This window comes from Litoreibacter halocynthiae (assembly GCF_004365635.1).
Classification (GTDB): Bacteria; Pseudomonadota; Alphaproteobacteria; order Rhodobacterales; family Rhodobacteraceae; genus Litoreibacter; species Litoreibacter halocynthiae.
Window position 1 is genome coordinate 304,515 of sequence record NZ_SOBH01000002.1, and the last position, 26,352, is coordinate 330,866.

The window sequence follows — 26,352 nt, forward strand, 5'->3', positions numbered from 1 at the left end:
TCAAAGGGTTAATTTAATCAAATCAAATTCACGCGGATCTTGATTTGATTAGCTTGACCGTCTCAGATCAGGGTCGCGCATCAGGTTCAGCCGCAGCGCCGCAACCCGCCCGAATTTCTGCACGATCACCTTGCGCCGCGCGCCCGCCAGCTTGTCCTCCGGCGACATACGGATGATCTCCGCGTCGTAGGCATCCGCGATGATCAGTCCGGTGCCGTCGGGCAAAAGGTCGGTCGGGAAGTTCTCGTCCACCGCCCAGAAGTAGCGGTCGCACCACTCCAGATACCCTTCCCATTTGCTGTCCGATTGGAAATCCGCGCGCGAGGATTTGCACTCCACCACCCACAACTCGCCTTTGGGGCCAAGCCCCATCACATCAACCCGCTTGCCGCGCTCGGGCACAAACTCCTCAAGGCAGGCGAACCCGTGCGAGGTCAGATGGCGCGCAACGCCACGGGCCAAAAGCTGGCCGGGTTGGAGCGGAAGTGTCAGGTCATCAGGCATATTCAGAATGTGAACAAAAGGTAAACAAAAATCAAGGGCGAGAATTACCTTGACCTGATACCAAAAGGTTTCATATTTATACGATACCAAACGGTACTACTTTTGAGGTCACTCCATGATCACCGAACAACCCACCTTCAAAGCGCTTGCCGACCCGACCCGGCGCGCAATCCTGCGCCAGCTTGCAAACAGCGACATGACCATCGCGCAGGTCAGCAACAATTTCGACATGACCCGCGCCGCTGTCAAAAAGCACCTGACCGTGCTGAGCGACGGCGGCCTGATCACCGTGCGCACCCGTGGGCGCGAGCGGGTGAATGCGCTGAATCCAGATGGTTTCGCTCCCGTGCGCGACTGGCTCGGCTTCTTCGAGCAGTTCTGGGACGACCGCCTTACCGACCTGAAAACCGCCATAGAAAAGGACCGATCCAATGACTGACACCATCATTCAGAAATCGATATACCTACGTGCCACCAAGGCCGAAGTTTGGGACTACCTGACAGAACCGGACAAGCTGGCGATCTGGTTCCACAAGCCCAAGGTGGCGCTGGCGGACGGGCAGGACTATGCGATGTTTGGCACCGAAAGCGGCGACAAGCTGATGTGGGGTAAGGTCAACGAAGCCCGTCCGCATGACTATTTGGAATATACCTTCACCATCGCGCCGATGGGGGATGCGACCAGCACCGTCAAATGGACGTTGGAGGATGTCGCGGGTGGTACTCGCCTGTCACTGGAACACACAGGCCTGCCGCAAGGCGCCGAAGCTTTCGGTCTGACACTCGCGCTTGATAAAGGCTGGGACGAGCATCTGGGACGGATGCGCGCGGACGCCCACGCAGAATAACCCTAGCGCGCGGCGGTGGTGTAGTTGGCCTTCATATAGGCCACGCCGTCGCGCACGAGTTCTTCCAGAACATCCATATCGATATCGGCCAGCTTGTTGATATTGAGGCAGGATTTGCCGTGCTTGACCTTACCCAATCGCGACAATGGCTCCGACAGATCGCGGTAGCCGGGCAGGATGTAGACGGAGGTATAGCTTTTGCGGGGGCTGAAGCCGGTGATCAAGAAGTCGCCCTCCCGCCCGCTGTCGTATTTGTAGTGATACCGCCCGAAGCCCACGATCGCTGGTCCCCACATTTGCGCGGGCCAGCCGGTGATGCGGGTAAAGAACGGCAACAAGACCTCTGCATCAGCACGACGTTGGGGATGCTCGACAGCAGCAATCATTGCTGCGGGGTCTACAGGCTCCGGTTTGGTCTTGTTTTCCGCTTTTGCCATGGGCTTCCCCTTGCTTTGCTATCCGAGCAGGCCTATCTGCAAAGGTGACGGTTCTGCCCTACGCGTAATATGGAAGCTACATTCCAGCTGCCTTAAGCAATTCCTCGGGAGCTGGCTCTGTCTGGACCCTGGTTCAGTTACCTGGCGCCCACCTGTACATACAGGTCTGCGGGAATAAGCCTCCCACGGTTGTGGTGGTTCCGTCACTTATCCCCGATCATGCACCCGAACTGCGACCAACTCGCCATTGCGAGGCGGGGTCAGGTCGTTGTTATCCTCGGGATCGGCCATACCCATGATCGCACGGCCCATCTGGACCGAGGCGAAGGTGATCACGAAAAACACCGTCATGATGCCACCCGCCAATGGCCCGTCCGCGGTTTCCAGCACCAGATGCCGCAATCCCCCGATATTCGACCAGATCAGCAGGCCCGAGAAGAAGACGCCCGCCAGTGCGCCACCGAGAGCGTTGCGAAATAGGAATGTGATGAGCTTGGGCATCGTGGGACCTCCATGAGTCGCTTTACTTTCTAAGTATACACCCTTTTAGGGCACCGGATCAAAGTCGGGTGCTTTTGGAAGGCGTGTTTTGGCCGTGTTCAGGCTGCAACCGAGCTAGCCCAGCATTTCGGCCAAGTGATCGAAGACCAGCCGGATGCGGCTGCTGGTGATCAGTTCGCGATGGCTGACCAGCCATGTCGGGAAGCTGACCGGTGGCAAGTCCGGCAAAACCCGCACAATGTCTGGCGTCAGGGCGGCGACCTGCTCGGACATTACCCCGATACCAAGACCCTGACGAACCATGTGCCAGCCCACCACGCCGCTATCCGAATGATACCGGATATTGTCGCGGGTCAGGGGCAGGCCCATCGCGACGAAATGCGGGAGCATCTCGTCCGGCGCGCCGTAGCCGATGAAATTGGCGGCTTTCAGATCGTCCACCACCTTGGGATTACCAACTCGCGACAGATAGTCCGGCGTCGCATAAAGGTAGGCATCGCTGTCCGCCAGTTTGCGCGCGATCAGTTCCGGCTGTTCGGGACGGATATGGCGCAGCGCGATATCGGCGTCGCGACGCAACAGGTCAGATATGGCGTTGGAGGAGACGACTTCGACCTCGATTCCCGGCGCGCGGTCCCGCAGTTGAGCGATGACCGGCGGCAATTGGTAGACCGAGAGCACGTCGCTGGCGCTGATGCGCACCAGACCCTCGATGCTTTGCGACTGGCCCGATGCGGCGAGCGAAATGCGGCTGGCGGCCTCGCCCATGGCACGGACATGATCGACCAGTTGCGCACCGGATGTGGTCAGCGTCAGTGAACGGCCGACCCGCTCGAACAGGGTGACGCCGATGGCCTCTTCCAGCGCGGCAACCTGACGGCCCAACGTGGGCTGCGTCTGCCCCGTGGCGCGGGCAGCGGCGGAGAGCGAGCCTTCCTCGACAGTCGCAAGAAAGGCGCGAACATGGTTCCAGTCAAAGGAGATGGCGTTCCAATTCATGCATTTATGTATAGGTGATCGCCAAAATTTGGCAATTTCTATATGACCCACGCATATGTATGACGTTCCCAAGCAATGGAGACACATCATGACACCTGCAAAATTCTGGGACGGCGTGGCGGAGAAATACGCCAAGATGGCGATACGTAATCCCGAGCAATATCACCTGTCACTGGAGCGCACGCGCTCGTACCTGCGCAACGAGGACCGCGTGTTGGAACTGGGCTGCGGCACCGGATCCACCGCGTTGCTGTTGGCCCCGAGCGTGGCGCTCTACACCGGCTCCGACGTGTCCCCGAAGATGATTGAGATCGCCAAGGACAAGCTGGCTGAGGCGGATCAAAGCAACCTCGATTTCATTGTAGCGGATGCGGATAGCGACGCGCTTGGCACGGCTTACGACGCGGTCATGGCCTATAACCTGCTGCATCTGGTGGATAATTTACCCACCACGCTGCGCCATATACACCAGATCACGCGCGAAGGCGGATTACTGATCACCAAGACACCGTGCCTCGGCTCCAAGAAGTGGTTGTTCGCGCCATTGCTTTGGGTGATGCAGCTCTTTGGCAAAGCTCCCGACGTGCTGCTGATCAAGTCTGCCTATCTGGAACAGTCAATTACTGATGCGGGCTACGAGATCATCGAGGCCGCCGATTACGGTAGCCGCTATGTCGTGGCGCGAAAAACCTAAAACGCGTCGGGACGGGCTTCGCGGGCCATGTGGTCGAGTACCGCATTCACGAATTTGGATTCCTTGCCTTCTGGAAAGAAGGCTTTGGCGACGTCGACAAATTCCACGATGATCACCTTGGGCGGCGTTTTTCCTGCAACCAGCTCGGCACCCGCTGCGCGGAACAGCGCGCGCAGGGTCGGGTCGATGCGGTCGATGGGCCATTTGGCGACCAGCGCGCGGTCGGTCATCTGGTCGATTGTCGACTGCTCGGCCACTGCGCCCTCAAGCAACGCGCGGAAGGTCACAACGTCGCCTTCGATCATTTCATTGTCGTCGATCACTTCCCCGAAGCGGTGGTCCTCAAACTGCGCGCGCACCTTGTCGATGCTGTGGTCGCTATGCTCCATCTGGAACAGCGCCTGCACAGCATAAAGCCGCGCGGCGGAGCGCATGGCGCGTTTTTGGTTACCTGAAATGGTCATGCGATCTGGAAACTCTCATCATCATCGTTTGAGCGCGGCAAGAATCCCACACCCGAATTGGAAGCGCCGTATTTGCGCTGCAACGCGATGAGATGCAAGGCCGCAGCGGCGGCTCCGCCACCTTTGTTTTGATCTTTCGGATCGGCGCGGACCTCGGCCTGCTTGCGGTTTTCGACCGTCAGGATGCCGTTGCCGATATTTGCGCCCTGCAAGCCCAGCAACATCAACCCGTGAGAACTGTCATTGCAGACGGTGTCGTAATGCGTGGTCTCGCCGCGAATGATGCAGCCAAGCGCGACGAAGCCGTCGAAATTAGACTGGCGGAAGGCGATGCGGATCGCGGGCGGGATTTCCAGCGCGCCGGGGACGTTGATGATTTCCACGGTGGCACCAGCCTTCTCGGCCTCGGCTTTGGCTCCTGCGATCAGGTTGTCGGCGATGTCCTTGTAGTAAGGCGACACGACAATGGCGAGCTTGACCGGCTTGTCGAACGCGGGCGTGTCCATGATGTGATGTTGCTCTGCGGTGGCCATGCTTTAGGCTCCTTCGATGGGACGTGTGCCGGTGATGGACAGCCCGTAGGCGTCGAGACCGACGACCTTGGGGGACGGGGAATTGGTCAGAAGCTCCAGCTTTGACAGGCCAAGGGCCGCGAGTATCTGCGCACCTAGACCGTATTGACGCAGCGTGTTGGGGGATTGTCCGCCCTCGGGGTCGATCTTCATTTGCGTGTCGCGCAGCAGGACAACGACGCCGCGGCCTTCCTTGGCGATGGTGTTCATCGCCCGCGCCATTTCGGACGCGGGGCTAGGACCGAGGCCCAGCACGTCCTCGACCGGATTGAGCGCGTGCATGCGGGTCAGCACAGGCGCGTCGGTGGTCAGGTCGCCCTTGGTGAGAACGATATGCTCGGCGCCTTGGGTTTCGTCAGTGAAGACGCGCATCATCCAGTCGCCGCCGAACTCGGATTTGACGGGGCGCTGAGCGGATTCGTTGACCAGATTGTCGTGGCGGCGGCGATAGGCGATCAGGTCGGAGATTGTGCCGATCTTGAGCGCATGGCTCTGCGCGAAGGCGATCAGATCCGGCAGGCGCGACATGGTGCCGTCCTCATTCATGATCTCGCAGATCACGCCGGACGGGTTCAGGCCCGCAAGGCGGGACACGTCCACGGCGGCCTCGGTATGGCCTGCACGGACCAATACGCCACCATCGCGCGCACGCAACGGGAAGACATGGCCGGGGGTCGCGATGTCCTGCGGGCCTTTGCCCGCGTCGATGGCCACGGCCACCGTGCGGGCGCGGTCATGGGCGGAGATGCCGGTGGTCACGCCCTCGCGCGCCTCGATCGAGATGGTGAACGCCGTTTCGTGGCGCGAGGAGTTGTAGGAGGCCATCAGCGGCAGGCCAAGCGCGTCGATGCGCTCCGACGTAAGCGTCAGGCAGATCAGGCCACGGCCGTGGGTTGCCATGAAATTCACCGCTTCGGGCGTCGCCATTTGGGCGGGGATCACCAGATCGCCCTCGTTCTCGCGGTCTTCATGATCCACGAGGATAAACATGCGCCCGTTGCGCGCGTCCTCGATAATGTCCTCGATGGGGGAAATGGCGTCGGCGTAATCGTTCATGTGCAGCATCCTTTGATGGCCTGCCAATTAGAGGGTTTGGCGGCGCTTGGGAAGGGTGCAGGGCAATGTCGTGACGTCGCGGGGGCTGTGAGGTGGGAATTTAGGTATTTTTGAAGCAGTGATGGGGAGGGAGGCGCATGTTTAGCGGCCCGTGTGTTCTGCGCCGAAGTAGCGGTCGGAGGGCAGAAACCCAGCGAGGCGCGCGGCCATAGACCAGTCACGCTCGTGGGTGGTGTCGCCGATAACGAGGACGCCGTCGAGCGGAAGCTGCGCCGCACGGAGCGGGGCTTGAACAGCGGCGCGAATGTCGGACCAGCCTTGCGCGAAATGCGGCGCGCGGGCGGTGGCGATAAGGAGGCCGTGGGAGGCGAGGCTGTCGCGAAGGGCCTCGGGAGAAAGCGGGCGGTGGACGAGCGCGGTGCAGGTCGCCTCTATCTGTACCAGAGCGTACGCACGGGGGCTTGGTTGCGTGTCGCGCAGCATGCGCAGGGCATTGTTCGAGAACAAAAAGCCCACCACATCGCGCCCCGTCGACGCGCGTACGGATGCATAGGTTTGATATGGCAGGCCGAGCGCCTGAGCGCGTTTGACGCGGGTGCGCAGGATTTCGATGGGAAGGGTTGGCAGCAAGGCCGCCCGCGCTTTGGTCCACGCGTGTTTGCGGAAGGCGAAACCGGCCTCCATGGTGGGGCCGTTGTTATGGCCGATCTTTGCGCGTGACATCCTGCGTTTCCCTTGTCGCGATGTGCTACCTTACCCGTTGGTGGGCTTGGTGCGTGCATCAAGGCTCAGGATGTCATTGGGATAGCTCTGATCGCCAATTTTAAAGGCGATTTCACCGAGTTTGGTGAAATTTTGTGCAGCATAGAATGCGCGCGCCTTACTGTTCTGGCTGTTCATCGCCAACCAGATCGAGCCGGTTTCCAGCTTCAGCCCCGCCTCCAGCAGCGCCTGCCCCAGCCCCCTGCCCTGATGACGGGGCTGGATATAGAGCGAGACCAGCTCGGTCGGGATTGTACCACCCACCGGATCGGGGCTGGTCCGGTTGATATGGATCAGCCCGTCGATGCCGTCCCGGTTTTGCGACACGATGAAGCTATGAGCGGGATCGTCGATCCAGCCCTTGAAGCGTGCGGGCGTGAAATGCGCCAGCGCATAATCCGCGAAATGCGCATTGATGCCGTGGCGGATATAGGTGGAGAGCCAGACCTCCAGCGCCAGTGCCGCAAGGCTGGACGCATCAGATGAGGTGGCTGCGCGCAAAGTCGGCGCGATCAGTTGCCCCATTCTTGCAACCGTGCGACGTAGCGGGCGAGCGTGTCGATTTCCAGATTGATCCGGTCCCCGAGCTTTGTGTCGCCCCAGTTGGTGGCCAGCTTGGTGTGCGGAATGAAATTGACGCCGAAGCGGTTGCCGTCAACCTCGTTTACCGTCAGCGACGTGCCGTTCAACGCAACAGAGCCTTTGGGCGCAATGAATTTCGCCAGATCGTCAGGAGCTTCGAACAGCACACGGGTGCTGTCGCCCTCCTCGGTCATGGACACCACCACCGCGACGCCGTCCACATGGCCCGACACTATGTGGCCACCGAGCTCGTCGCCGAGCTTCAAGGCGCGCTCCAGATTGATACGGGTGCCGTCGCGCCAGTCGCCGATATTGGTCTTGGACACGCTTTCGGCGGAAATCTGGACGTCGAACCACGGGGTCATGTCCTCCCCGCGCTCGATTACGGTCAGGCAACACCCGTTGCAGGCGATGGAAGCGCCGATGTCGATGCCGTTGGGATCGTAAGCGCATGATATCCGGGCGCGCAGATCGCCTTCCTGCTTGAGCCGCGTAACCGCGCCCACATCGGTGACAATGCCTGTAAACATGACGGCGTTCCCTTCTAGTGTTGCGTTGGGAATTAGCGCGGCTGCGCAGCGGCTGCAAGGATTCCCCCTGACATGTGCGTCTTGCCCCGCCACAGTTGCGACGAAAACGGGCCTTACGGCTGCCGCACGGACTGGGCAAACTGGTGCAAACTTGTATGAGTATTTTGTGAACGACGTGAAGGCTGCACCATGACCCTGTCCGGCAAGGACAAAACATTCCTGTTCCTGCAAGGCCCGCACGGGCCGTTCTTCTACCGCTTGGGCAAAATGCTGACAGCGGCGGGGGCATCTGCCTGGCGCGTGGGGTTCAACAAGGGTGACGACGCCTTCTGGTTTTCCAACAAAAGCTACATTCCCTATCTTGCCAGCCCCGACGCATGGGCCGAGCGGTTTACCCAGATCGTGGCGGAGAAATCGGTCACAGATCTGGTTCTGTACGGCGATACGCGCCCGATCCATGCGCAAGCGATAGAGCGGGCACAGGCGATGGGGCTGCGTATCCATGTGTTCGAAGAAGGCTATCTGCGCCCCTACTGGGTGAGCTACGAGCGCGGCGGCGCAAACGGGCACTCGCGCCTGATGGACATGTCCGTGGGTGACATGCGAGCCGCGTTGGAAGGGCTTGATCTGGACCTACCCGACGCCCCCGCCCGCTGGGGCGACATGCGCCAGCATGTGTTTTACGGCATGGTTTATCACTACTTCGTTTTCCTGCGGAACCGGAAATACCGCAGCTTCCGGCCGCACCGCGCCCTGAGCGTGACCAAAGAATTCCAGCTCTACCTCAAGCGGTTGGTGACGATGCCCTTTACCGCGATGGAGCGGGGGCTGGCGACGTTCCGCATCAAGCATGGCGGCTTTCCCTATCATCTGGCGCTGCTGCAGCTGGAGCATGATGCAAGCTTCCAGATGCATTCGCCCTTCGACACCATGACCGACTTTCTGGAGTTGACGATTGACGGCTTTGCCAAAGGTGCGCCGACGCATCACCATCTGGTGCTAAAAGCCCACCCGCTGGAAGATGGCCGCGTACCGCTGCGCCGCGAGATCAAGCGGATTGCCAAGTCCTTGGGCGTTGCGAACCGCGTGCATTATGTGCGGGGCGGTAAATTGGCAGGGTTGCTGAACACCGCGCGCTCTGCGGTGACGGTGAACTCCACCGCCGCGCAACAGGTATTGTGGCGCGGGCTGCCGCTGAAAGCATTCGGTGACGCGGTCTATAACAAGCCCGAATTCGTCTCAACCCAGAGCCTGCCGGAGTTCTTTACCAATCCGACGCGCCCTGACAGCCGCGCCTATCGCGACTATCGGCACTACCTATTGGAGACCTCGCAGATTCCGGGCGGCTTTTACTCCGCCCGAGGACGCCGCCAATTGTTGCGCCAAGTGGTGGATATGATGCTGGCCCGCGACGACCCGTATGACGCCTTGGTGGCTGGTACTGCAACGCCGCGCCAGCAGCTTCACGTGGTCAACTGAGCCGACATTTATCCCCACCAGACCTGAGCAGAGATTTGCCACTGCGACGCGGTGGCAACACTCCGGCAGGGTGACAGATCAAGGGGCTAGCAATTTGGCCGCCAGTCGATAGGGTAAAAAGAAAAACTTGAGGCAGTCTCATAATCGAGGAGGACACCAGTGAAAAACTTGGGTCCCAAAGCTACAAAAATTGTAGCTTTTACGCTTGTAGCCGTCATGGCTGCGTCTTGCGGGTTGCCGAAGTCCGGCCCCGGCAAGCGCCAGATATTCGCAGGCTCCGTCCAAAAGCAGGGCGACGCTTACATTGTTGCCGTCAACAGCCGTGTGACACAGGCCACGTCTATTCAGCCTGTTCTTGGCTTTAGTGACGCGTTCATCAATGCCGGTGTTGTCGGCTCCGACATCATTCGCCCCGGCGATACTCTTGGCTTGTCCATTTGGGAAAACGTCGATGACGGCCTGTTATCCGCAGAGGGCGCAAACGCCACCGAGTTGAGCGAAGTGCAGGTCGACGGTGCGGGCTTTATCTTTGTGCCCTATGCTGGCCGCGTGAAAGCAGCGGGCAACACACCCGAAGCCCTGCGCCGTATCATCACCGGAAAGCTGGACACCCAGACCCCAGATCCGCAAGTCGTGGTGCGCCGCGTTGCAGGTGACGGTGCGACCGTGTCTTTGGTGGGTGGTATCGGCCAGCAAGGCCTGTTCGCCATCGAGCGTCCTACTCGCACATTGTCGTCGATGATCGCCCGCGCTGGCGGCATTTCAATCGCACCCGAAGTGGCGCAGATCACCGTTCTCAGGGGCAAGCACCGCTCAAAAATCTGGTTCGAAGACCTGTATTCCAACCCGAAATTCGACATCGCGCTGCGTGCAGGCGACCGTATCTTGGTTGAGGAAGACAGCCGTGCCTTCACCGTTTTGGGGGCCACCGGCGCGCAGAACCGCATCGAGTTTGTCACCCAGACCTTGTCGGCCATCGAGGCCATCGCGCAAGTGGGCGGCCTGAATTCCAACCTTGCTGACCCGACTGGTGTCTTCGTCTTCCGCAACGAGCCGGCGGAAATTGCCAACTCGGTGCTGGGCCGCTCGGACCTGCAAGGCACGCAAAGATTTGCCTATGTGCTGGACCTGACCCAGCCCACCGGCATGTTCGAGGCCCGCGACTTCGTTATTCGCGATGGTGACACGGTCTATGTGACCGAAGCACCGTTCGTGACCTGGAACAAAACTATCTCGGCGCTGACCGGCTCGCTTTCTTCGGTCAATGCCCTGTCGAGCCTTGGTGGCAACTAAGACACCAAGCGCAGAAGAAGCCGTGGGCGGCCCCTCCCTCCGTCCGCGGCTTTTCTATTTCAACGGGGGTTTTTTCACCCAATCCCGCGTTCGGCGTATCCTTGATCTTGCCGGTTATGATCTGAAGCTTGGCAAACCCGGTCCTGACGACCTGATCGCGGTCTGGGGCAAAAGCCCCACGTCCGGCCGCGGCGAAAAAGTGGCCGAGCACACCGACGCGCATCTGGTGCATGTTGAGGACGCGTTCCTGCGATCCCTGAAACCCGGTCGCGACGGGGAGCCACCCTTAGGGTTAACCATTGACCACAGCCGCCCCTATTTTGACAGCGCGGGTCCGTCCGATCTTGAAGCCCTGCTTGCCAGCGAGGCGTTTGACGACGCCCACGAGTTGACCCGCGCGCGCAACGCCATAGAGCGGATCAAGGCGTTAAACCTCTCTAAATACAACGACTTTGACGACAATGCGCCGATCCCGAAGCCGGGATATGTGTTGGTCATCGACCAAACTCGCGGCGATGCGTCGATCAAGCACGGCAACGCAACTGCCGACCATTTCCGCGAAATGCTGGTCTATGCGCGGGAAGAACATCCCAACGCGCGCATCGTCTTAAAGACCCACCCCGAGACCCATGCAGGCCACCGCGACGGGCATTTCGGCGCCGCCGATGTCGGTGGAAACGTCTCGCTTTACGACCACAAGGCCAGCCCCTACGCGCTGATGGAAGGGGCCGTTGCGGTCTATACTGTCAGCTCCGGCATGGGGTTCGAGGCGATTTTGGCGGGCCATCAACCCGTGGTATTCGGACAACCCTTCTACGCCGGATGGGGGCTAAGCGACGACCGCCAGCCCATTGACCGCAGACAGCGGGTTCTGACCCGACCGCAGCTTTTCGCGGGTGTCATGCTGCGCTACTGCACATGGTACGACCCCTACCGCGACCGGTTGTGCAGCTTGGAGCAGGTGATCGACACGCTGGAAGCGTTGACCCGTGCGCAGCGACAAGACAAAGGCGGACATATTGCCCTTGGCATGCGGCTTTGGAAACGCGGGCCGATGCAGGAAATCTTCGGCGCGCGCAGATTTGGCAAGGACGCCCATTTGCGTTTCGCGGCTGATCCTGAAGTGGCGTTGCGAGACGCGCGCGGCGGTTCGCTATTGGTGTGGGCCGGATTGGAGCCGGAAGGCTATGCCCTGCGCGCCAAAACGCAAAACACAGCGCTTTTACGCGTGGAAGACGGGTTCCTACGCTCGCGCGGGTTGGGCGCCGACCTGATCGCGCCGCTTTCTTTGGTAACGGACGACAGGGGCATTTATTACGACCCCACACGGCCCAGCGCGTTGGAGGCCCTGATTTCTGCAAGCGGCAAACTGCCCCCTGAAGCGCTGCGTCGTGCGGAGCGTTTGCGGGCGGCTATCGTCAAGACGAGGTTGAGCAAATACAACCTTGGCGGGGATGATTTTGAGATCGCTAAGGACGGGCGGGAGGTGATCTTGGTTCCCGGTCAGGTTGAGGATGACGCCTCAATCCGGCTTGGGACCAAAGACGTGGCCACCAATGCCGGATTGCTGGCTATCGTTAGGCACGACTTCCCTGATGCGTTCATCATTTACAAGCCACATCCGGACGTCGAGGCGGGCTTGCGGGATGGTGCGATTGCGGCTGACGGTGCGGACCTGATCGCCAATGACGCAGATGCTATCGCGTTGATAATGAAGGCAGATCGCGTCTGCACGATGACCTCGCTTCTGGGGTTCGAGGCACTTTTGCGGGATGTTGTGGTGACGTGCTACGGCGCGCCGTTTTATGCGGGGTGGGGTCTGACCGATGACCGCGGCCCTGTGCCCGCTCGGCGCGGACCCGAGGCAACTCTGGACGGGTTGGTGCACGCCACATTGATCGAATACCCGCGATATCACGACCCTGTCACCCGACTGCCCTGCCCTGTCGAAGTCGTCGTCGACCGTCTTGCGTCAGGCACATTGCCGCAAGCGGGTTTGCGCAATCGGTTACTGGCCAAAGCCCAAGGGGCGTTGGCGGGTTACGCGCATCTTTGGCGATAAAAAAGGCCCCCTCGCGTGGGGACACGAGGAGGCCTTGGTCAGGTCCGGGAAAAGACCTGTCTGGGGGGGTTATTTTACCAAACGCTCGGCAGCGGAGTCGTTGCCCAGAGCGAATTGAGCCTGCACGTTGCGGCTGACATCGGTGCCACCCAGAACGATGTTTTGCTCGGCAGCGCTTTCGTTTGCGGAAACACCGGACCACAAGGCAGCGTTCAGATCGCCTGTGGATGTTTCGCCGACGACGCGCTCTGCGGCGGAATCGTTGCCAAGAGCGAAGAAGGCTTGTGGGTTGGATACGTCAGCAAAAGCAGGTGCAGCAGCGGACAGGGCGAGGATAGCGATGATCGATTTCATTTTGTGTACTCCAAAGTGTTTGTGTGTGTTGGCGTGTCGCCGTTTGATGAACCCAATATGAGGCCTCCTGACTTGCGCCTCAACGCTCAAATATCGGATATTTGGCATACTTATGTGCATTTTTGAACAATGAACCTTCGCGTCAGCCCATAGCGTAACGGACGCGTGAGAAGGCGCTCACAAACTGTGAGGCTGTTGAAATGTGGGGGTAATTTAGAGAACTGGAGCGCTAAACGGCGACTCGCTGCCAGCGGTGCATGACGTCTTCGCCAATGCGGCGCGTCTCGATAAGCGCAAACCGAGGGGCATCCGCCAAAGCGGGGTAGTCCAGCCGCCCGAGGCTTGGCAGCCCCTCCGCGCCCAGCATCACACCTGCGGTGAAGCCCACGAGGTGATCGACAATTTCCGCAGCCAGCAATGACGCGGCAAAGGAGCCGCCGCCCTCACACAGGATGCGGGTCAGGCCCACCTGTCCGAGGGCGCGCATCGCGTGGGCCAAATCAAGACCGCTTGGTCCATTCGGGGTTTCAAAGAGCGTCGCACCACGGCCTATCCAGAAATCCCGCGCCTGTTGCGGTGCCGACGGGCCGTGGATCAGCCAGACCGGCGCGGTGCTGTTATCCTCGGCCAAAGGGCCATGCGTGGGAATGTTCAAGCCAGCGCTGACCGCGATCCGAACCGGCTGGCGGCGATCCCCCATTCCGCGCAGGGTCAGTGAGGGCAGATCTTCGCGCGCAGTGCTGCCGCCCACTATCACGGCGTCATGGCTCGCACGCAGGGCTTGCACCTGAAGACGGGCTTGGGGGCCGGTAATCCACTGGCTCTCGCCCTTGGCGGTCGCGATGCGCCCGTCGAAGGACGACGCCAGTTTCAGCGTGACCATGGGCCGGCCTTCGGTGACCCGCATCAAGAAGCCTTGCTGGTCGCGGCGCGCGTCGTCTTCAAGAACGCCCGTGACGACCTCGATGCCAGCCTCGCGAAGCATGGCAAGTCCGTTGCCCGAGACACGCGGATCAGGGTCGCCAGTCGCGACGACAACCCGTGCAAGCCCCACCTTGATCAGTGCAGAGGCACAGGGGGGTGTTTGTCCCCTATGCGAGCACGGCTCAAGCGTGACATAGGCTGTGGCCCCGCGCGCGGCACCTTCCGGCATTTGAGACAAGGCGTGTTGTTCAGCGTGGGGACGCCCACCCGCTTGGGTCCATCCCCGTGCAAGCAAGCGGCCATCTTTAACGATCACACAGCCCACCGCAGGGTTGGGCCATGTCTGGCCGAGCCCCCGTGTGCCCAGCGACAGCGCCAAGGCCATCCATCGCTGGTCATCGGGCTGTGTCATGGTGTCAGTCGTCTTTACCTAAGGGCGGGCGAAGCTCGTGGACGAAGTCCTCGAAATCATCCGCGGCCTGGAAGTTTTTGTAGACCGAGGCAAAGCGCACATAGGCGACCGTGTCGATGCGGGCCAGCGCTTCCATCACGATCTCGCCGATGGCGGTGGACTGGATGTCGGTCTCGCCCATGCTTTCCAGTCGGCGCACGATGCCTGAAATCATCTGGTCAATCCGCTCCGGATCAACGGGACGTTTCTGCATGGAGATACGAATGGAGCGTTCCAACTTGTCGCGGTCGAAATCTTCGCGTTTGCCGGAGGATTTGATAACCACCAGATCGCGCAGCTGTACGCGCTCATATGTGGTGAAACGGCCTCCGCAAGCCGGACAAAAACGTCGGCGGCGGATCGCCACGTGATCTTCGGCGGGACGGGAGTCCTTCACCTGGGTGTCTACATTACCGCAAAATGGACAGCGCATCGTTGTTTTCCCTCTATCCTCAGCCTGGGTGTTATCCCCCAGTTATCCACAGGCACTATAGGCAGTCCGCTACAGTTTGGGTAGTGGGGAATTCACCCCCCAAAGCCTAGTGAGACAGATGCGCCACGACCTGCCTTTGATGCGGATGGTCGCGGTGCTCGAACAGGTAGAGGCCCTGCCAAGTACCCAAGGCCAGTTGCCCTTGCTGCACAGGAATACCCAGCGACACCGGCATCATCGCGGCCTTGATATGCGCGGGCATGTCGTCGGGGCCTTCATAGGTGTGGGTCAGGTAGGACATGCCCGGATCGGTCGTGGGCGGCACCAATCGCGCGAAGAAATTGCGCAGGTCTGTTTGCACCTCGGGGTCGGCGTTTTCCTGAATAAGCAGCGAGCACGAGGTATGGCGCACGAACAGCGTGAGCAAACCGTCTTTGACGGGTTGCTTGGCAAGCCAGCCCTGCACATCACGGGTGAATTCGTACAGGCCCTGCCCTTGGGTGAAGATGGTGAATGTGGTCATTGCGGCTCCAAGTGACCTTTGTAGTGCACGATTAACGCCCCGTTGGGCAAGCTGAGGCGCACGTCAAACCGGAAACGGCCTTCGGCATCCACGCTCTCGCGCGTCTCGCTGATCGGGGTGAGGAAGCGCGGGATCGGGATAATTCCGAAGGCACGGCCGTTGGTGACAGGAAAAAGCAGCTCACCATTGATCACCGTCAGATCAAGCCCGAAGGTCAGGGGGCCGAACGTCTCGGTCATGCCCTTCAACGGATCGTAGCGCAGGACGGAGCGGAAGGTTTTGCCGCCCATATCGCGCGTCCATTTCTCGGACTGCCCGTCGGCCACTATCTCGACCTTGGCCGGCACCTCACCACCCTTGAGCGGGAACCCTCCGCAGAGGGCCGCTATCTTGCCAAGGAGCGTGGTGGCCGTCTCGATATTCGCCACCCCCTTGAACCGCGTCACATGCGCCGGACTATGCAACGCCTTCACAGGCTGCGTCAGCTCGTCGAAATCCGCGCCCAGCGCTTGCGCGAAAATCGGGGTCAGCGCGCGGTCCCGCCTCTCGAACCTTGCATGAATGGTTGCCAACTGCGCTTCGGCCTTCGCACGGGTGAATGCGGCCAAGGCGGGGCGCGCGCCAGCGGGGGCTTGTCCGGAAAGAAGCTGATCCAGCAGGATCGCAGCGGGTTGCACAGGTGTTTTGGGGCCGTGGCCATCAGGGATGATCATGTCCCAGACGCGTTCTTGACGGATGCCCCCGACGCTGCCCTGAACGCGCACCCTCATGCCGCCGGCGTCGGAACCGAACCTTAGGAATTGGTTGGACAGCACAAGCAGCGGTTTCGAAAGACAGTCCAGCGATGTGAGACCAAGGGCTGGTACGATATAACGCGCGACGCTCAGGGACCGGTGGAACAATGACAGCTCCAGCCCCGCGCGCGCCGTGACAGTTGCCGCCTTGAAATGCCGGGGGAACAGGGCGGCATCCGGCGTGTTCACCAGTGCGGCAAGCCGCGGCTTCAGCTTGGTGTCGCCAACCTGCGGTGCCACGCGGGTGCTGTCGGCCCAGCCATAGGCAGTCTCGGTCCGCCCGCCACGACGGCGCGGGAACGGCTTGCCTACCTGCCCCAAGATCGCCTGCATGACAGAGAGGCCCCGAGGGGTTTTGTTACCGGGAACGATGGAGGTTTCGATCAGGTCGATGTCGTCGAGGCCCGCTCTTAAATCCGCAACAATGGCGGAGGACAAAGCGGGCGTTGTCGACGCGCCTGACCAAGCGCAAAGGCCCTTTTCCTTTGCCGAGGCGTCCAGAGCAGTGATCCCCGCCACAAACTCCGCGCCATCGGCAATGTCCAAGTAATGCGCCCCTGCGTTCAACACGGCCTCGGCAAAGGCATATGGTGCTGTACCGTAGTTTTGAAACGGACCGGAGCAGTCGATGACAGCGAATGGTTCAAGTTGCGCCAGCGCGGCCGCCACCGCCTTCAAATCCGTGCGATCAAAGGCAAGCGACGAGGCCCCCAGTTCTGTTGCCAACGGAGTGAGCGTGCTTAGGGTGCGGCCTGCCAAGGTCAGGGCGATATCGTCGCGTGTGCTCAACTGGCAGGCAAGATGCCCACCGAACAAGCCGGTGGCCCCAACAAGGAGGACGGGTTCAGGCAAGGAAGCGATCCTGCACATCCGGCGTTGGCACAAGGCACGCATCGGTCTTGCCGAATATCGCATAGCGGTTGCGCGCAATGCGGTTGTAAAGCCAGTCGGCAACGGGGCGCGGCAACACGCGCACCACTTGGGCGACGCGCCATCCACCGCCAAGCGCGCCCGTGGCGGCGGCAAACGCATCAAGTTTGGTGTAAATGCGACCGTCCACGATGACGACATTCGTATCGTAATCCGCGGATTTCAGGCCAAGATGTGCATAGAGCGCCTCGCCCAGTTCGGATTGGGCAATCACGAACTTGAACCGTCCGGCATGGTCATGCTTGAGCATGAATTTCAGAAACCCCGAACACAGCACACAGACACCATCAAACACGACCACATCGGCGCCTTTGGTCAACGCCGTCACATGGGGGTCAGGATCAAACTGTGCCATATCAATCAGATAGGGTGCCACAAGCAGCTTTTGCATGTGCGGCGGTTTCGCAGGTCACTTGCAATCATCCCACGCAAAGGACGCAGGGTCATAGCACAATCCTGCCGCCTCGCGCATGGCATAGAGCGCGTCGATATTGGTCACAACGCTCCCTGCATCGCATTGCACGGAGGCGATATGTTGTCCGCTTTGGAACACCTCTACCCCGCCCCTGACCTGCACGTCTTCCGGAGTGCGATCAACGGCACTTGAGACCTCGTAGGTATATGCCCCGTTGTCCAAGGTCACCGCTTCCCAAATGGCCGAGCCGATACCGGGCCACGGGGTGTATCCGACCTGCCGAACCGTGCGGACCAGTTCAAGGTCGGGAGACCTACCCACTTTGCCAAACCTGTAAATCACGCTCGCGCCATCCGTGCAGAGGTCCAGGGCTTTAGCCCCTTTACCGGTGGTGCAACTCACGAGGGTTGTCATGTTGGGGGCGCAATCGGCGACTGCGCTGGCTGGAACGCAGAGTGCAAAAGCGAAGATCAGGTGAATGCGCATGGCGGATGCTCCAATGGATGCAAATCCTGCATATCAGCCTGCTTGATTTCGGTCAAAGTCGCAGACTTGGTGCGGGCATAGGCTACCTGAAAAGGAGGACACGACCATGACGACAACAGCCCAATACAAGTCCAAGCTTCTGGCGCGCCGTGCAGAATTAGTGGAACGTAGTGAAGAAGTTGAGTCCGAGTTGGACGCGCATAATTCAAAGGACTGGGAAGAACTGGCCGTTGAGCGTGAAACGGACGAGGTGTTGGAGGGCCTTGGCAACAACGCCGCTGCCGAAATCATCCGCATCGACGCGGCACTCAAGCGGATCGAAGAAGGCCAGTTCGGTTTTTGCGTCAAATGCGATGACCAGATCAGTGCGGAGCGGTTGGAACTATTGCCCTACACACCCTTTTGTCGCAATTGCGCAACTTGATCCCATCAAGAAAAAAGCGCCCCTCGGGGCGCTTTTGTTTTATTGATCCAGGAAGCTGCGCAGTTTGCGCGACCGCGAAGGGTGCTTGAGCTTTCGCAGCGCCTTCGCCTCGATCTGGCGAATACGCTCGCGGGTCACCGAGAACTGCTGGCCCACTTCTTCCAACGTGTGGTCGGTGTTCATCCCAATCCCGAACCGCATCCGCAGAACACGCTCCTCGCGCGGCGTCAGGGACGACAGCACACGGGTTGTGGTTTCCTTGAGGTTTTCCTGAATGGCCGAGTCCAGCGGAAGAACCGCATTCTTGTCCTCGATGAAATCGCCAAGTTGTGAGTCTTCCTCGTCACCGATTGGCGTCTCGAGGCTGATCGGCTCTTTCGCGATCTTCATCACCTTGCGCACTTTTTCGAGCGGCATTTGCAACTTTTCGGCCAATTCTTCCGGCGTCGGCTCGCGGCCGATTTCGTGGAGCATTTGGCGACCGGTGCGGACCAGCTTGTTGATCGTCTCGATCATGTGGACCGGAATACGGATCGTGCGCGCCTGATCTGCGATGGAGCGGGTGATCGCCTGACGGATCCACCATGTCGCATAGGTCGAGAACTTGTAGCCGCGGCGGTATTCGAACTTGTCCACGGCCTTCATCAAGCCGATGTTACCCTCTTGGATGAGGTCAAGGAATTGTAGGCCGCGGTTGGTGTATTTCTTGGCGATGGAGATCACGAGGCGCAGGTTGGCCTCGACCATTTCCTTCTTGGCCTGACGGGCTTCTTTCTCGCCCTTCTGGACCTGCTGCACGATGCGGCGGAATTCGGTGATATCGACGCCCACATACTGACCGACTTGGGCCATCTCGGCGCGCAGGTCTTCAACCTTCTCGCGGGAGCGTTCGATCAGCGCAGTCCAGCCACGACCGGTTTTTGCAGTAATGCGTTCAACCCAGCCGGGGTCCAACTCGTAGCCGCGATACTCGTCGATGAATTCGCGGCGGTTGATGCGGGCTTGGTCGGCCAATTTTACCATGCTCGAATCGATCGACATGATGCGGCGGTTAATGCCGTAAAGCTGATCGATCAGCGCTTCGATACGGTTGTTGTGCAGGTGAAGCGAGTTCACCATCGTCACGATTTCCGTCCGGAGCGCCTGATACGCGCCCTCTTCCTTCTTGGAGAAGGTGTCATCGTGGTTGATCGCTGCCGAAATCCGCAGGTCCTGCATATCGGCCAGCTTCAGATAGTCGTTGGCGATAATGTCGAGAGTTTCGAGCACGCGCGGCTTCAGCGCGGCTTCCATCGCGGCAAGCGACATGTTTGCTTGCTCGTCCTCATCCTCGTCATCGTCATCTTCTTTGGCAATCGGGTTGCCATCGGCATCAAGTTCTTGCGCATCGTCGCCAGATTTGGCTTCGCCGCCTGCGGGGGTCGCGACGACAGGTTCGGTAACTTCGTCATCTTCTTCGAGGGTGTTACCGAATGTGGTCTCAAGGTCGATCACGTCGCGCAGCAGAATGTCCTCGGACAAAAGCTCGTCGCGCCAGATGGTGATCGCCTGGAACGTCAGCGGGCTTTCACAAAGCCCCGCGATCATGGTGTTCCGGCCAGCTTCGATGCGCTTGGCGATGGCTATTTCGCCTTCGCGGGACAAAAGCTCGACTGATCCCATTTCGCGCAGATACATGCGGACGGGATCGTCGGTGCGGTCCAGAACTTCCGTTGTCGACGAGGAAAGCACCACATCCTTGGAGGCGTTGTTAACTTCGACCAGATCTTTGGTGGAGCCGTCGTCCTCGGCCTCTTCTTCTTCGATAATGTTGATGCCCATTTCGGACAGCATCGACATCACGTCTTCGATTTGCTCGGACGCAACCTGATCGGGCGGAAGCACCTGATTGAGTTGTTCGTAGGTGATGTAGCCGCGCACCCGCGCCTCGGCGATCATCTTTTTGACGGCGGCTTGGCTCATATCAAGGCCAGCTGCTGCATCCTCGCGCGCTTGCGTCTGATCGTCGGTGTCTTTGGCCATGAAATGCCTCCAAAAAAGCGCCTAGGGGTGATTCGCGCGAATCTACCCGAATCAATAGCGCGAATCAGAGTGATTCGCACGTCGGTTTATATGCGGGGCTCACTGCCCCTTCTTCACCCATATCTCGCCGTCGATAAGCGACTGCAAGTAGTCAGACATAGATCCGCGATCTTCGCCGTCACCCCCGTCGGATACCCCCTTGCTGCGTAAGGACGCATTGCGGGCCTCGGCGGCTTGCCCCACACGCCATGTCAGCGCCTCATCGGCCACGCCTGCAAGGTCTTCAACGGCATCTTCAACCTCACGTTGAACGCCGCGACGCGCCTCCAGCTTGGCCAGTTCTTCTGCCATGGTCATACGGGTTGTTTTCAAATCCGCCCCTGCCCTGACCGCAGGAGCAATTTGCACATGGCTAAGCGACCACAGCTTTTCAAGGGGTGCCGCCCCGATCTCGGCGGTGAGAATGTTTTTCAAATGCTCCGAATCAGTTTCGTCGCTGTGGCGCAGCAATGCCGCCAGCATCTTGCGATGGTCCTCCCCGTGAAAATCCAGCGTCTCCAGATCTGACAGGAAATGGTTCAGCAAATCGGGATGTGCAATCAGGATCGCAAGGATCACTGCCTCACGCATCCGCTCCTCCACATCCGTACTTTGCGCCAGCAGCGAGTTTTTGGTCGACTGAACAGCCACGCCCTTGTCGGGAAACTTCCCCTTGCCCTTCCATGACCCGCGATCACGGTTTGGCTTCCATTCACCTTCGCGTGGTGCGGGGTTCAGGTTGAACAGCTCTGCCCGCAATCGTTTAATCTCGTGGCCATAGTGACTGCGTAAATTGCCATCGGAAATTTTCGTCAAAGCCGCCCGCAGCGACTGGTCGAGAGCAGAGCGGCGTTCGGGGCTGTCGAAAACCTTGCCTTCAGTCTCGCGCTGCCAAAGCAGATGCACCAGTGGTTTGGAGTTTTCGACCAGCGCCCGCATCGCGTCCACACCTTGCTCCTTGATCAGATCATCGGGGTCCAACCCTTCGGGCAAGACACAAAAGCGCAAGGATTGACCGGCAGACAGCATCGGCAGAGCCAGATCAATCAACCGCATGGCGGCCCTAAGGCCCGCCGTGTCGCCATCAAGGGCAATGATCGGTTCGGGCGAAATGCGCCACAACAGCTGCAACTGCGTCTCGGTCACAGCGGTGCCCAGCGGGGCCACGGTCGATGTGAGACCTGCCGCCGTCAACGCGATCACGTCCATATAGCCCTCGGCCACGATCAGCGGCTCGCCTTTTCCTGCGGCCTCACGGGCGGGGCCGTGGTTGTAGAGGCTGCGGCCTTTGTCGAACAATTCGGTCTCGGGCGAGTTCAGGTATTTGGCGTTGTCATTGGGGTCCATCGCACGCCCACCAAACGCAATGCAGCGTTTGCGAGGGTCACGGATCGGGAACATGATGCGGTTGCGGAAGGTGTCATAAGGCTTGCCGCCCTTGGTCGAGGCTTTGGCCAACCCTGCGGCAAGGATCAACTCCTCCGCCACACCTTTGCCGGTCAGGTGGTCCCACAGGTTTTGCCAGCCATCGGGGGCAAAGCCGATGTCGAACTGGTCTTGGGTCTGCTGCGATAGCCCGCGGTTATTGATGTAGTCGCGCGCCGCCGCCCCTGCGCCAGACTTCAGTTGCAACCGGTAGAACTGGACAGCCTGCTCCATCACCTCGGCCAACTGCGTCCGGCGGTCGGACTTCTTTTGCGCCTGCGGATCGCGGGCCGGCATCGTCATACCCGCCTCCCGCGCCATAATCTCGACCGCCTCCATGAAGGAGACGTTTTCGGTTTCCTGAATGAACCCAAGCGCGTCACCTTTGGCTTGGCACCCGAAGCAATAGTAATAGCCCTTGCGGTCATCGACGTGAAAGCTGGCGGATTTTTCCTGATGGAACGGGCATGGCGCCCACATGTCGCCCTTGCCAGGATTGGACTTGCGCGTGTCCCACATGACCTTGCGCCCCACCACCTGAGAGATGGAGGTGCGTTCGCGCAATTCGTCAAGGAAACCGGGTGGCAAGCTCATGGACCAGAATATCGGGCCGCGCGGCCCCAAAGTCCAGTGATGCCGTTTATTATTCGTCGCGTCCTTATTCGGGCAACGCCGCCTGCGCAGTGACCGACACCATGACCTCACGCAACTCGTGCGTCAGCGTCTTGGCGAAGGCGCGGAAGACCATAATTTCAAAGCCATCTGCTCGTTTAACAATGATCGCTGTCATGTGGCCGACGAGGGAGCGGGCAACGTCGCCTTCGCCCATTTGACCCAGGTCGAGGGGGCAAACCCGCGCCATGACCTGTGGAGCGCTTTCGCCCGACAGCACCACCGAACACCATGCATCGGACTGGTCGGTGATCGCGGCGGGCAGCTTGGGGGGCGTGGCGCCGATCAGGAAATACTGACCGCGCGCGGTCCATAGTATTTCAACGTCGTCTTTCGCGGTCGCGCGCCCTGTGTCCGGCAGACTAACGCCTGTGGCTTTCTTCAACGCTGCAGAGACTTCCGCCCCCTTGAACGGTGCGATGGAATGCATCTTGCGAAGCGGCAATTCGGTCAATGTCATGGTGCCTATGGTGACCGGAAGCAGCCCTTCGGCGGCGGATTTTGCGATAAGATCAATCACGGGCTTTGCTCCCTTCGGGGTCGAGGAACACGGGGTGGCAAATCTCCACCTGCGTGGTGACATGGCGCAGGTGGTCGACCAGTTTTAACTGTTCGCCATATCGTTCGCGCCCGTTCTTAAGGAAGCCCAGACCTATCATCCCCAGCTCTGGCGAGAAGCCCACCGAGGTCGTGTAGCCCTGCTGGTTCTCGCGGATAGGCTCGGCCTCTGGATCGAAGAAAAACGCGCCTGCGTTTAGCTCTTTCACCGCACCGACTGGTTTTAGACCAACCAACTCCTCGCGGCCCTCTAACAAGCCTGGGCGCATGGCGGCGGTTTTGCCGATGAAATCCTTCTTCTTCGACATCATCATGCCCATGCCAACATCACCTGCCGTCACGCGACCGTGGATATCGGAATGGGTCAGGAAGCCTTTCTCGATGCGCATCACATTGAGCGCTTCCATCCCGTAAGCCCCGCCACCCATCGCTTCAGCTTTGGCCAGCAAGCCTTTGAAAAGGCTCTCACCAAAGCGGGCAGGAACGGCCAACTCATAGGCGTGCTCGCCCGAGAACGAGATGCGGAACAGGCGGGCTTTGACGCCACCGATGGCGACATCGCCGCAGCCCATGAATGGTAGGTCAGGTGCCGCGTCCAGCACTTGCGATAGCAGATCACGCGACTTGGGACCGGCGACGGCAAACTGCGCCCATGCTTCCGTCACCGAGATGAACTGCACGTCAAGATCGGGGCGTAAGCATTGGGAAACAAAGTCCAAATGCCGCATCACCTGCCCAGCGGCGGCGGTGGTCGTGGTCATCACGTAGTGGTTTTCGGCGATACAGGCGGTGGTGCCGTCGTCCATCACATGGCCGTCCTCGCGCAGCATGATTCCGTAGCGGACCCTGCCGGGTTTGAGGGTGGAAAACGTGTTTATATAAAGAAAATCGAGGAATTTTCCTGCATCCGGCCCCTGAATGTCGATTTTACCCAGGGTGGACACATCGGCAATCCCCACCGCCGAGCGCACCATATTGACCTCGCGATCACAGGACTGACGCCAGTGAGTCTCCCCGTCTTTGGGGAAGTAGCTGGGCCGATACCACAGTCCCGCTTCGATCATTGGGGCATTGATTTTACGGGATAATTCGTCGCTGGTGGTGAAGCGTTGGGGGGCGAAGCCGTGGCCTTGGGAGTAGGCACCCATCGCGGCGATGGCGACGGGTGTGTAAGGCGGGCGGAAGGTGGTCGTGCCGGTTTCGGGGATACCACGTCCGGTTGCATCAGCAAGCACCGCCAACGCGTTGACGTTGCTGTTTTTTCCTTGATCCGGCGCCATGCCTTGCGTGGTGTAGCGCTTCATATGCTCGACGGATTTGAAGTTCTCTTGCGCGGCGAGTTTCACATCCTTGACGGTCACATCGTTCTGGAAATCGAGCCATGCGCGGCCCTTTCCGGGGACCATCCAGAGCGGTCGGATTTGCGTCGGCGAAGCGTCGGCTTTCGGTATGGCAGGTGCGCGGCCTTCCAGACCCAAAGACTTTAACACTTCCTTAGCGCGGAACACGCCGGATTTCAGGCATCCATGGGTGGAGAAGGTGCCGCCAGCCGCCCCTGCGACCTCCATTCCCGGCACCATGTTTGGTACTGGGATGAACGCGGCGATTTGCTCGTTCCATTGCGGGCGGCCATTCATATGGCAAGGCAAATGTACCGTCGGATTGTAGCCGCCGGAGACGCCCAGACAATCGGCCATGATATCGCCAGCGCCGGAGATCGTGACCCCCTCGACCCGCTTGCGACCTTTGACATTTGTGACATGCGCACCTTTGTAGATCGGGAAATCGCCAGTGATTTCGGCATCCGCGCGGCTGTCGACATAGGCCACGATATGCACGCCTGCTGCGGCCAGATCCTGCGCGGTGCGGAAGGCATCATCGTTGTTGCCGAACAGCGCCACGCGCTTACCTGCGGCGACGCCGTAGCGGTTGAGATAGCCGCGCACGGCGCTCGCCATCATCACGCCCGGGCGGTCGTTGTTCTGGAACGCAATCGGGCGCTCCATCGCACCTGCCGCGTAGACACAGCCTTTGGCGGCGATGCGCCAGAAGGTCTCCAACGGGGCGTCGCCTGCGTCTTGGACGTGATGCGACACGCGTTCTACCGCGCCGTAGGTGCCGCCGTCATAGGCCCCCGTCACGGTGGTGCGCTTCATGAGGCGGACGTTGTCCATCCCGCGCAGCTTGTCGATCTGTTCCGCTGCCCAGATATGGCCGGGCTTGTCGCCGACCTCGTAGGTCTCAGAATTGAGGCGACCGCCGAAGATGAAATCCTCCTCGGCCAGAATGACCTGCGCGCCAGCCTTAGCTGCCGTCATCGCCGCCATGATACCAGCGGGGCCGGAGCCGATCACCAGCACATCGCAGAACGCGAAGGCCTTGTCGTAGCGGTCGGAATTGTTCTGCATCGAAAGCCGACCAAGCCCTGCGGCACGGCGGATGATCGGCTCGTAGACCTTTTCCCAGAAGGCTTTGGGCCACATGAAGGTCTTGTAATAGAAGCCCGCGCTAAGGAACGGCGACACGAGATCGTTCAATTCCAGCACGTCCCATTCCAAGCTGCCCCAGTGGTTTTGCGAGCGAATATCGAGGCCGTTTACGAGTTCTTGACCTGTCAGCCGTAGGTTCGGGGTGATCTGATGGCCTTGGTGCAGCTCGACCAAGCCGTTCGGATCCTGGGTCCCGTCGGACATGAGGCCACGTGGGCGGTGGTATTTGAAGGAACGCCCCACAAGGTGGACGTTATTTGCAAGGAGCGTTGAGGCGAGCGTGTCGCCTTTGAATCCAGAATAGGAGTTGCCGTCGAAAGTGAAACTATGCCGCTCGGAGCGGTCGATCAGGCCTGTGTTGTCCAGCCTCATTTCGCCACCTCTGATGCCAGTTCAACGCCCAAGATTTCATGCGTGGACACGTTGCGCTCCACCACCAACCAGCTGGAGCAGCCCGCCTCGTGGTGCCAAAGGTCTTTCGTTACGCCAGCGGGGTTTTCACGGATGTGGAGATATTTGTGGATCGCGTCCAGATCGCCTTCGGCAGGACGATTAAGGTAATCGGAGGCACCGAGGTAATAGAACTCGCGCCGGTCACGGTCACCGCAGATGGGGCAGTTGATACGCATG

29 protein-coding genes and 1 other RNA gene are annotated in these 26,352 nt (G+C 59.9%); 8 read left to right on the forward strand and 22 right to left on the reverse strand.

Annotated features, from left to right (window positions below; translation table 11 throughout):
* Positions 1–48: 48 nt before the first annotated feature.
* On the reverse strand, positions 49–504 hold the full coding sequence (locus BDE40_RS08690) for an MmcB family DNA repair protein (protein WP_134014191.1): 456 nt from the start codon (positions 502–504) through the stop codon (positions 49–51).
* Positions 505–619: 115 nt separating this feature from the next.
* On the opposite strand from BDE40_RS08690, the gene BDE40_RS08695 reads away from it, so the two are divergent.
* Positions 620–943, forward strand: a complete 324-nt coding sequence (locus BDE40_RS08695) for an ArsR/SmtB family transcription factor (RefSeq protein ID WP_134014192.1) — start codon at positions 620–622, stop codon at positions 941–943.
* Complete coding sequence (locus BDE40_RS08700) at positions 936–1,352, forward strand: SRPBCC family protein (protein WP_134014193.1); 417 nt, start codon at positions 936–938, stop codon at positions 1,350–1,352. The genes BDE40_RS08695 and BDE40_RS08700 overlap by 8 nt, the downstream gene beginning before the upstream one ends.
* A 2-nt stretch (positions 1,353–1,354) precedes the next feature.
* On the opposite strand, the gene BDE40_RS08705 is transcribed toward BDE40_RS08700, so the two are convergent.
* Complete coding sequence (locus BDE40_RS08705; protein WP_134014194.1) at positions 1,355–1,789, reverse strand: DUF1801 domain-containing protein; 435 nt, start codon at positions 1,787–1,789, stop codon at positions 1,355–1,357.
* A gap of 47 nt (positions 1,790–1,836) precedes the next feature.
* Between BDE40_RS08705 and ssrS the strand changes: the two genes are divergently transcribed.
* A non-coding RNA gene (ssrS, locus tag BDE40_RS18560) (6S RNA) lies at positions 1,837–1,994 on the forward strand.
* Between the two features lie 2 nt (positions 1,995–1,996).
* Here the strand turns inward: ssrS and BDE40_RS08710 are convergent.
* Together BDE40_RS08710 and BDE40_RS08715 are read right to left on the reverse strand one after the other, a co-directional pair.
* A complete protein-coding gene (locus BDE40_RS08710) occupies positions 1,997–2,290 on the reverse strand; it encodes a hypothetical protein (RefSeq protein WP_134014195.1) in 294 nt (97 codons plus the stop codon).
* 114 nt (positions 2,291–2,404) lie between these two features.
* Entirely contained in the window at positions 2,405–3,289 is an 885-nt protein-coding gene (locus BDE40_RS08715) for a LysR family transcriptional regulator (RefSeq protein WP_211342418.1), read from the reverse strand.
* Between the two features lie 88 nt (positions 3,290–3,377).
* On the opposite strand from BDE40_RS08715, the gene BDE40_RS08720 reads away from it, so the two are divergent.
* Positions 3,378–3,983, forward strand: coding sequence for a class I SAM-dependent methyltransferase (locus BDE40_RS08720; RefSeq protein ID WP_246030395.1), 606 nt, complete (start codon positions 3,378–3,380; stop codon positions 3,981–3,983).
* Here BDE40_RS08720 and nusB read toward each other — a convergent pair.
* The 6 genes from nusB to BDE40_RS08750 form a co-directional block, all read right to left on the reverse strand.
* On the reverse strand, positions 3,980–4,447 hold the full coding sequence (gene nusB / locus BDE40_RS08725; RefSeq protein ID WP_134014197.1) for a transcription antitermination factor NusB: 468 nt from the start codon (positions 4,445–4,447) through the stop codon (positions 3,980–3,982). The two genes, BDE40_RS08720 and nusB, sit on opposite strands and share 4 nt — an antisense overlap.
* Positions 4,444–4,980 carry a 6,7-dimethyl-8-ribityllumazine synthase gene (locus tag BDE40_RS08730; protein ID WP_134014198.1) on the reverse strand — a complete coding sequence of 179 codons (537 nt, stop codon included), beginning with the start codon at positions 4,978–4,980 and terminating at the stop codon, positions 4,444–4,446. Before BDE40_RS08730 ends, nusB begins: the two co-directional genes overlap by 4 nt.
* Positions 4,981–4,983: 3 nt before the next feature.
* Positions 4,984–6,075 carry a 3,4-dihydroxy-2-butanone-4-phosphate synthase gene (gene ribB / locus BDE40_RS08735; protein ID WP_246030396.1) on the reverse strand — a complete coding sequence of 364 codons (1,092 nt, stop codon included), beginning with the start codon at positions 6,073–6,075 and terminating at the stop codon, positions 4,984–4,986.
* Between the two features lie 141 nt (positions 6,076–6,216).
* A complete protein-coding gene (locus BDE40_RS08740) occupies positions 6,217–6,798 on the reverse strand; it encodes a hypothetical protein (RefSeq protein WP_134014200.1) in 582 nt (193 codons plus the stop codon).
* Positions 6,799–6,828: 30 nt separating this feature from the next.
* Positions 6,829–7,362, reverse strand: coding sequence for a GNAT family N-acetyltransferase (locus BDE40_RS08745; RefSeq protein ID WP_134014201.1), 534 nt, complete (start codon positions 7,360–7,362; stop codon positions 6,829–6,831).
* Positions 7,350–7,949 carry a riboflavin synthase gene (locus BDE40_RS08750; protein ID WP_134014202.1) on the reverse strand — a complete coding sequence of 200 codons (600 nt, stop codon included), beginning with the start codon at positions 7,947–7,949 and terminating at the stop codon, positions 7,350–7,352. The genes BDE40_RS08745 and BDE40_RS08750 overlap by 13 nt, the downstream gene beginning before the upstream one ends.
* A 189-nt stretch (positions 7,950–8,138) precedes the next feature.
* Here BDE40_RS08750 and BDE40_RS08755 point away from each other — a divergent pair, with 189 nt between their 5' ends.
* From BDE40_RS08755 to BDE40_RS08765, 3 genes are all read left to right on the forward strand, one after another.
* Complete coding sequence (locus BDE40_RS08755) at positions 8,139–9,428, forward strand: capsule biosynthesis protein (RefSeq protein WP_134014203.1); 1,290 nt, start codon at positions 8,139–8,141, stop codon at positions 9,426–9,428.
* 216 nt (positions 9,429–9,644) lie between these two features.
* Positions 9,645–10,721 carry a polysaccharide biosynthesis/export family protein gene (locus tag BDE40_RS08760; protein WP_134014204.1) on the forward strand — a complete coding sequence of 359 codons (1,077 nt, stop codon included), beginning with the start codon at positions 9,645–9,647 and terminating at the stop codon, positions 10,719–10,721.
* Positions 10,711–12,783: a capsular polysaccharide biosynthesis protein gene (locus BDE40_RS08765; protein ID WP_246030397.1), complete on the forward strand. Its 2,073-nt coding sequence runs from the start codon at positions 10,711–10,713 to the stop codon at positions 12,781–12,783. The genes BDE40_RS08760 and BDE40_RS08765 overlap by 11 nt, the downstream gene beginning before the upstream one ends.
* Before the next feature lie 69 nt (positions 12,784–12,852).
* Here the strand turns inward: BDE40_RS08765 and BDE40_RS08770 are convergent, their stop codons facing one another.
* The 7 genes from BDE40_RS08770 to BDE40_RS08800 form a co-directional block, all read right to left on the reverse strand.
* Positions 12,853–13,137, reverse strand: coding sequence for a hypothetical protein (locus BDE40_RS08770; protein WP_134014206.1), 285 nt, complete (start codon positions 13,135–13,137; stop codon positions 12,853–12,855).
* A 229-nt stretch (positions 13,138–13,366) separates the two neighbouring features.
* A complete protein-coding gene (ribD, locus tag BDE40_RS08775; RefSeq protein ID WP_246030398.1) occupies positions 13,367–14,473 on the reverse strand; it encodes a bifunctional diaminohydroxyphosphoribosylaminopyrimidine deaminase/5-amino-6-(5-phosphoribosylamino)uracil reductase RibD in 1,107 nt (368 codons plus the stop codon).
* A gap of 4 nt (positions 14,474–14,477) precedes the next feature.
* Entirely contained in the window at positions 14,478–14,945 is a 468-nt protein-coding gene (nrdR, locus tag BDE40_RS08780) for a transcriptional regulator NrdR (protein ID WP_134014207.1), read from the reverse strand.
* Between the two features lie 106 nt (positions 14,946–15,051).
* A complete protein-coding gene (locus tag BDE40_RS08785; RefSeq protein ID WP_134014208.1) occupies positions 15,052–15,468 on the reverse strand; it encodes a secondary thiamine-phosphate synthase enzyme YjbQ in 417 nt (138 codons plus the stop codon).
* The gene (locus tag BDE40_RS08790; protein WP_162848062.1) at positions 15,465–17,114 is read right to left on the reverse strand and encodes a saccharopine dehydrogenase family protein; all 1,650 of its coding nucleotides are present in this window, start codon (positions 17,112–17,114) and stop codon (positions 15,465–15,467) included. The genes BDE40_RS08785 and BDE40_RS08790 overlap by 4 nt, the downstream gene beginning before the upstream one ends.
* Positions 17,107–17,583 (reverse strand): thiol-disulfide oxidoreductase DCC family protein, encoded by a 477-nt coding sequence (locus BDE40_RS08795; RefSeq protein ID WP_246030399.1) that lies wholly within the window; start codon positions 17,581–17,583, stop codon positions 17,107–17,109. Before BDE40_RS08795 ends, BDE40_RS08790 begins: the two co-directional genes overlap by 8 nt.
* An 18-nt stretch (positions 17,584–17,601) precedes the next feature.
* A complete protein-coding gene (locus BDE40_RS08800; RefSeq protein WP_134014210.1) occupies positions 17,602–18,093 on the reverse strand; it encodes a hypothetical protein in 492 nt (163 codons plus the stop codon).
* A gap of 106 nt (positions 18,094–18,199) precedes the next feature.
* Between BDE40_RS08800 and BDE40_RS08805 the strand changes: the two genes are divergently transcribed.
* The gene (locus BDE40_RS08805; RefSeq protein WP_134014211.1) at positions 18,200–18,517 is read left to right on the forward strand and encodes a TraR/DksA family transcriptional regulator; all 318 of its coding nucleotides are present in this window, start codon (positions 18,200–18,202) and stop codon (positions 18,515–18,517) included.
* Positions 18,518–18,556: 39 nt separating this feature from the next.
* Here the strand turns inward: BDE40_RS08805 and rpoD are convergent, their stop codons facing one another.
* From rpoD to BDE40_RS08830, 5 genes are all read right to left on the reverse strand, one after another.
* Positions 18,557–20,539, reverse strand: a complete 1,983-nt coding sequence (rpoD, locus tag BDE40_RS08810) for an RNA polymerase sigma factor RpoD (RefSeq protein ID WP_134014212.1) — start codon at positions 20,537–20,539, stop codon at positions 18,557–18,559.
* 99 nt (positions 20,540–20,638) lie between these two features.
* The gene (dnaG, locus tag BDE40_RS08815) at positions 20,639–22,597 is read right to left on the reverse strand and encodes a DNA primase (RefSeq protein WP_134014213.1); all 1,959 of its coding nucleotides are present in this window, start codon (positions 22,595–22,597) and stop codon (positions 20,639–20,641) included.
* A gap of 64 nt (positions 22,598–22,661) precedes the next feature.
* Positions 22,662–23,195 carry a sarcosine oxidase subunit gamma gene (locus tag BDE40_RS08820; RefSeq protein ID WP_162848063.1) on the reverse strand — a complete coding sequence of 178 codons (534 nt, stop codon included), beginning with the start codon at positions 23,193–23,195 and terminating at the stop codon, positions 22,662–22,664.
* Positions 23,188–26,094 carry a sarcosine oxidase subunit alpha family protein gene (locus tag BDE40_RS08825; protein ID WP_134014215.1) on the reverse strand — a complete coding sequence of 969 codons (2,907 nt, stop codon included), beginning with the start codon at positions 26,092–26,094 and terminating at the stop codon, positions 23,188–23,190. The genes BDE40_RS08820 and BDE40_RS08825 overlap by 8 nt, the downstream gene beginning before the upstream one ends.
* A complete protein-coding gene (locus BDE40_RS08830; protein ID WP_134014216.1) occupies positions 26,091–26,351 on the reverse strand; it encodes a sarcosine oxidase subunit delta in 261 nt (86 codons plus the stop codon). The genes BDE40_RS08825 and BDE40_RS08830 overlap by 4 nt, the downstream gene beginning before the upstream one ends.
* Position 26,352 lies beyond the last annotated feature (1 nt).

Bases quoted from the DNA above. Each gene is read 5' to 3' on its own strand.
- BDE40_RS08795 (WP_246030399.1), bottom strand. From the start codon at position 17,583: ATGCAAAAGCTGCTTGTGGCACCCTATCTGATTGATATGGCACAGTTT.
- BDE40_RS08825 (WP_134014215.1), bottom strand. From the start codon at position 26,094: ATGAGGCTGGACAACACAGGCCTGATCGACCGCTCCGAGCGGCATAGT.
- ribB (WP_246030396.1), bottom strand. From the start codon at position 6,075: ATGAACGATTACGCCGACGCCATTTCCCCCATCGAGGACATTATCGAG.
- BDE40_RS08800 (WP_134014210.1), bottom strand. From the start codon at position 18,093: ATGCGCATTCACCTGATCTTCGCTTTTGCACTCTGCGTTCCAGCCAGC.
- BDE40_RS08750 (WP_134014202.1), bottom strand. From the start codon at position 7,949: ATGTTTACAGGCATTGTCACCGATGTGGGCGCGGTTACGCGGCTCAAG.
- BDE40_RS08720 (WP_246030395.1), top strand. From the start codon at position 3,378: ATGACACCTGCAAAATTCTGGGACGGCGTGGCGGAGAAATACGCCAAG.
- BDE40_RS08695 (WP_134014192.1), top strand. From the start codon at position 620: ATGATCACCGAACAACCCACCTTCAAAGCGCTTGCCGACCCGACCCGG.
- BDE40_RS08785 (WP_134014208.1), bottom strand. From the start codon at position 15,468: ATGACCACATTCACCATCTTCACCCAAGGGCAGGGCCTGTACGAATTC.
- BDE40_RS08770 (WP_134014206.1), bottom strand. From the start codon at position 13,137: ATGAAATCGATCATCGCTATCCTCGCCCTGTCCGCTGCTGCACCTGCT.
- BDE40_RS08805 (WP_134014211.1), top strand. From the start codon at position 18,200: ATGACGACAACAGCCCAATACAAGTCCAAGCTTCTGGCGCGCCGTGCA.
- BDE40_RS08700 (WP_134014193.1), top strand. From the start codon at position 936: ATGACTGACACCATCATTCAGAAATCGATATACCTACGTGCCACCAAG.
- BDE40_RS08755 (WP_134014203.1), top strand. From the start codon at position 8,139: ATGACCCTGTCCGGCAAGGACAAAACATTCCTGTTCCTGCAAGGCCCG.
- BDE40_RS08830 (WP_134014216.1), bottom strand. From the start codon at position 26,351: ATGCGTATCAACTGCCCCATCTGCGGTGACCGTGACCGGCGCGAGTTC.
- dnaG (WP_134014213.1), bottom strand. From the start codon at position 22,597: ATGAGCTTGCCACCCGGTTTCCTTGACGAATTGCGCGAACGCACCTCC.
- BDE40_RS08740 (WP_134014200.1), bottom strand. From the start codon at position 6,798: ATGTCACGCGCAAAGATCGGCCATAACAACGGCCCCACCATGGAGGCC.
- BDE40_RS08760 (WP_134014204.1), top strand. From the start codon at position 9,645: ATGGCTGCGTCTTGCGGGTTGCCGAAGTCCGGCCCCGGCAAGCGCCAG.
- BDE40_RS08745 (WP_134014201.1), bottom strand. From the start codon at position 7,362: ATGGGGCAACTGATCGCGCCGACTTTGCGCGCAGCCACCTCATCTGAT.
- ribD (WP_246030398.1), bottom strand. From the start codon at position 14,473: ATGACACAGCCCGATGACCAGCGATGGATGGCCTTGGCGCTGTCGCTG.
- nrdR (WP_134014207.1), bottom strand. From the start codon at position 14,945: ATGCGCTGTCCATTTTGCGGTAATGTAGACACCCAGGTGAAGGACTCC.
- BDE40_RS08690 (WP_134014191.1), bottom strand. From the start codon at position 504: ATGCCTGATGACCTGACACTTCCGCTCCAACCCGGCCAGCTTTTGGCC.
- BDE40_RS08730 (WP_134014198.1), bottom strand. From the start codon at position 4,980: ATGGCCACCGCAGAGCAACATCACATCATGGACACGCCCGCGTTCGAC.
- BDE40_RS08705 (WP_134014194.1), bottom strand. From the start codon at position 1,789: ATGGCAAAAGCGGAAAACAAGACCAAACCGGAGCCTGTAGACCCCGCA.
- rpoD (WP_134014212.1), bottom strand. From the start codon at position 20,539: ATGGCCAAAGACACCGACGATCAGACGCAAGCGCGCGAGGATGCAGCA.
- BDE40_RS08715 (WP_211342418.1), bottom strand. From the start codon at position 3,289: ATGAATTGGAACGCCATCTCCTTTGACTGGAACCATGTTCGCGCCTTT.
- nusB (WP_134014197.1), bottom strand. From the start codon at position 4,447: ATGACCATTTCAGGTAACCAAAAACGCGCCATGCGCTCCGCCGCGCGG.
- BDE40_RS08710 (WP_134014195.1), bottom strand. From the start codon at position 2,290: ATGCCCAAGCTCATCACATTCCTATTTCGCAACGCTCTCGGTGGCGCA.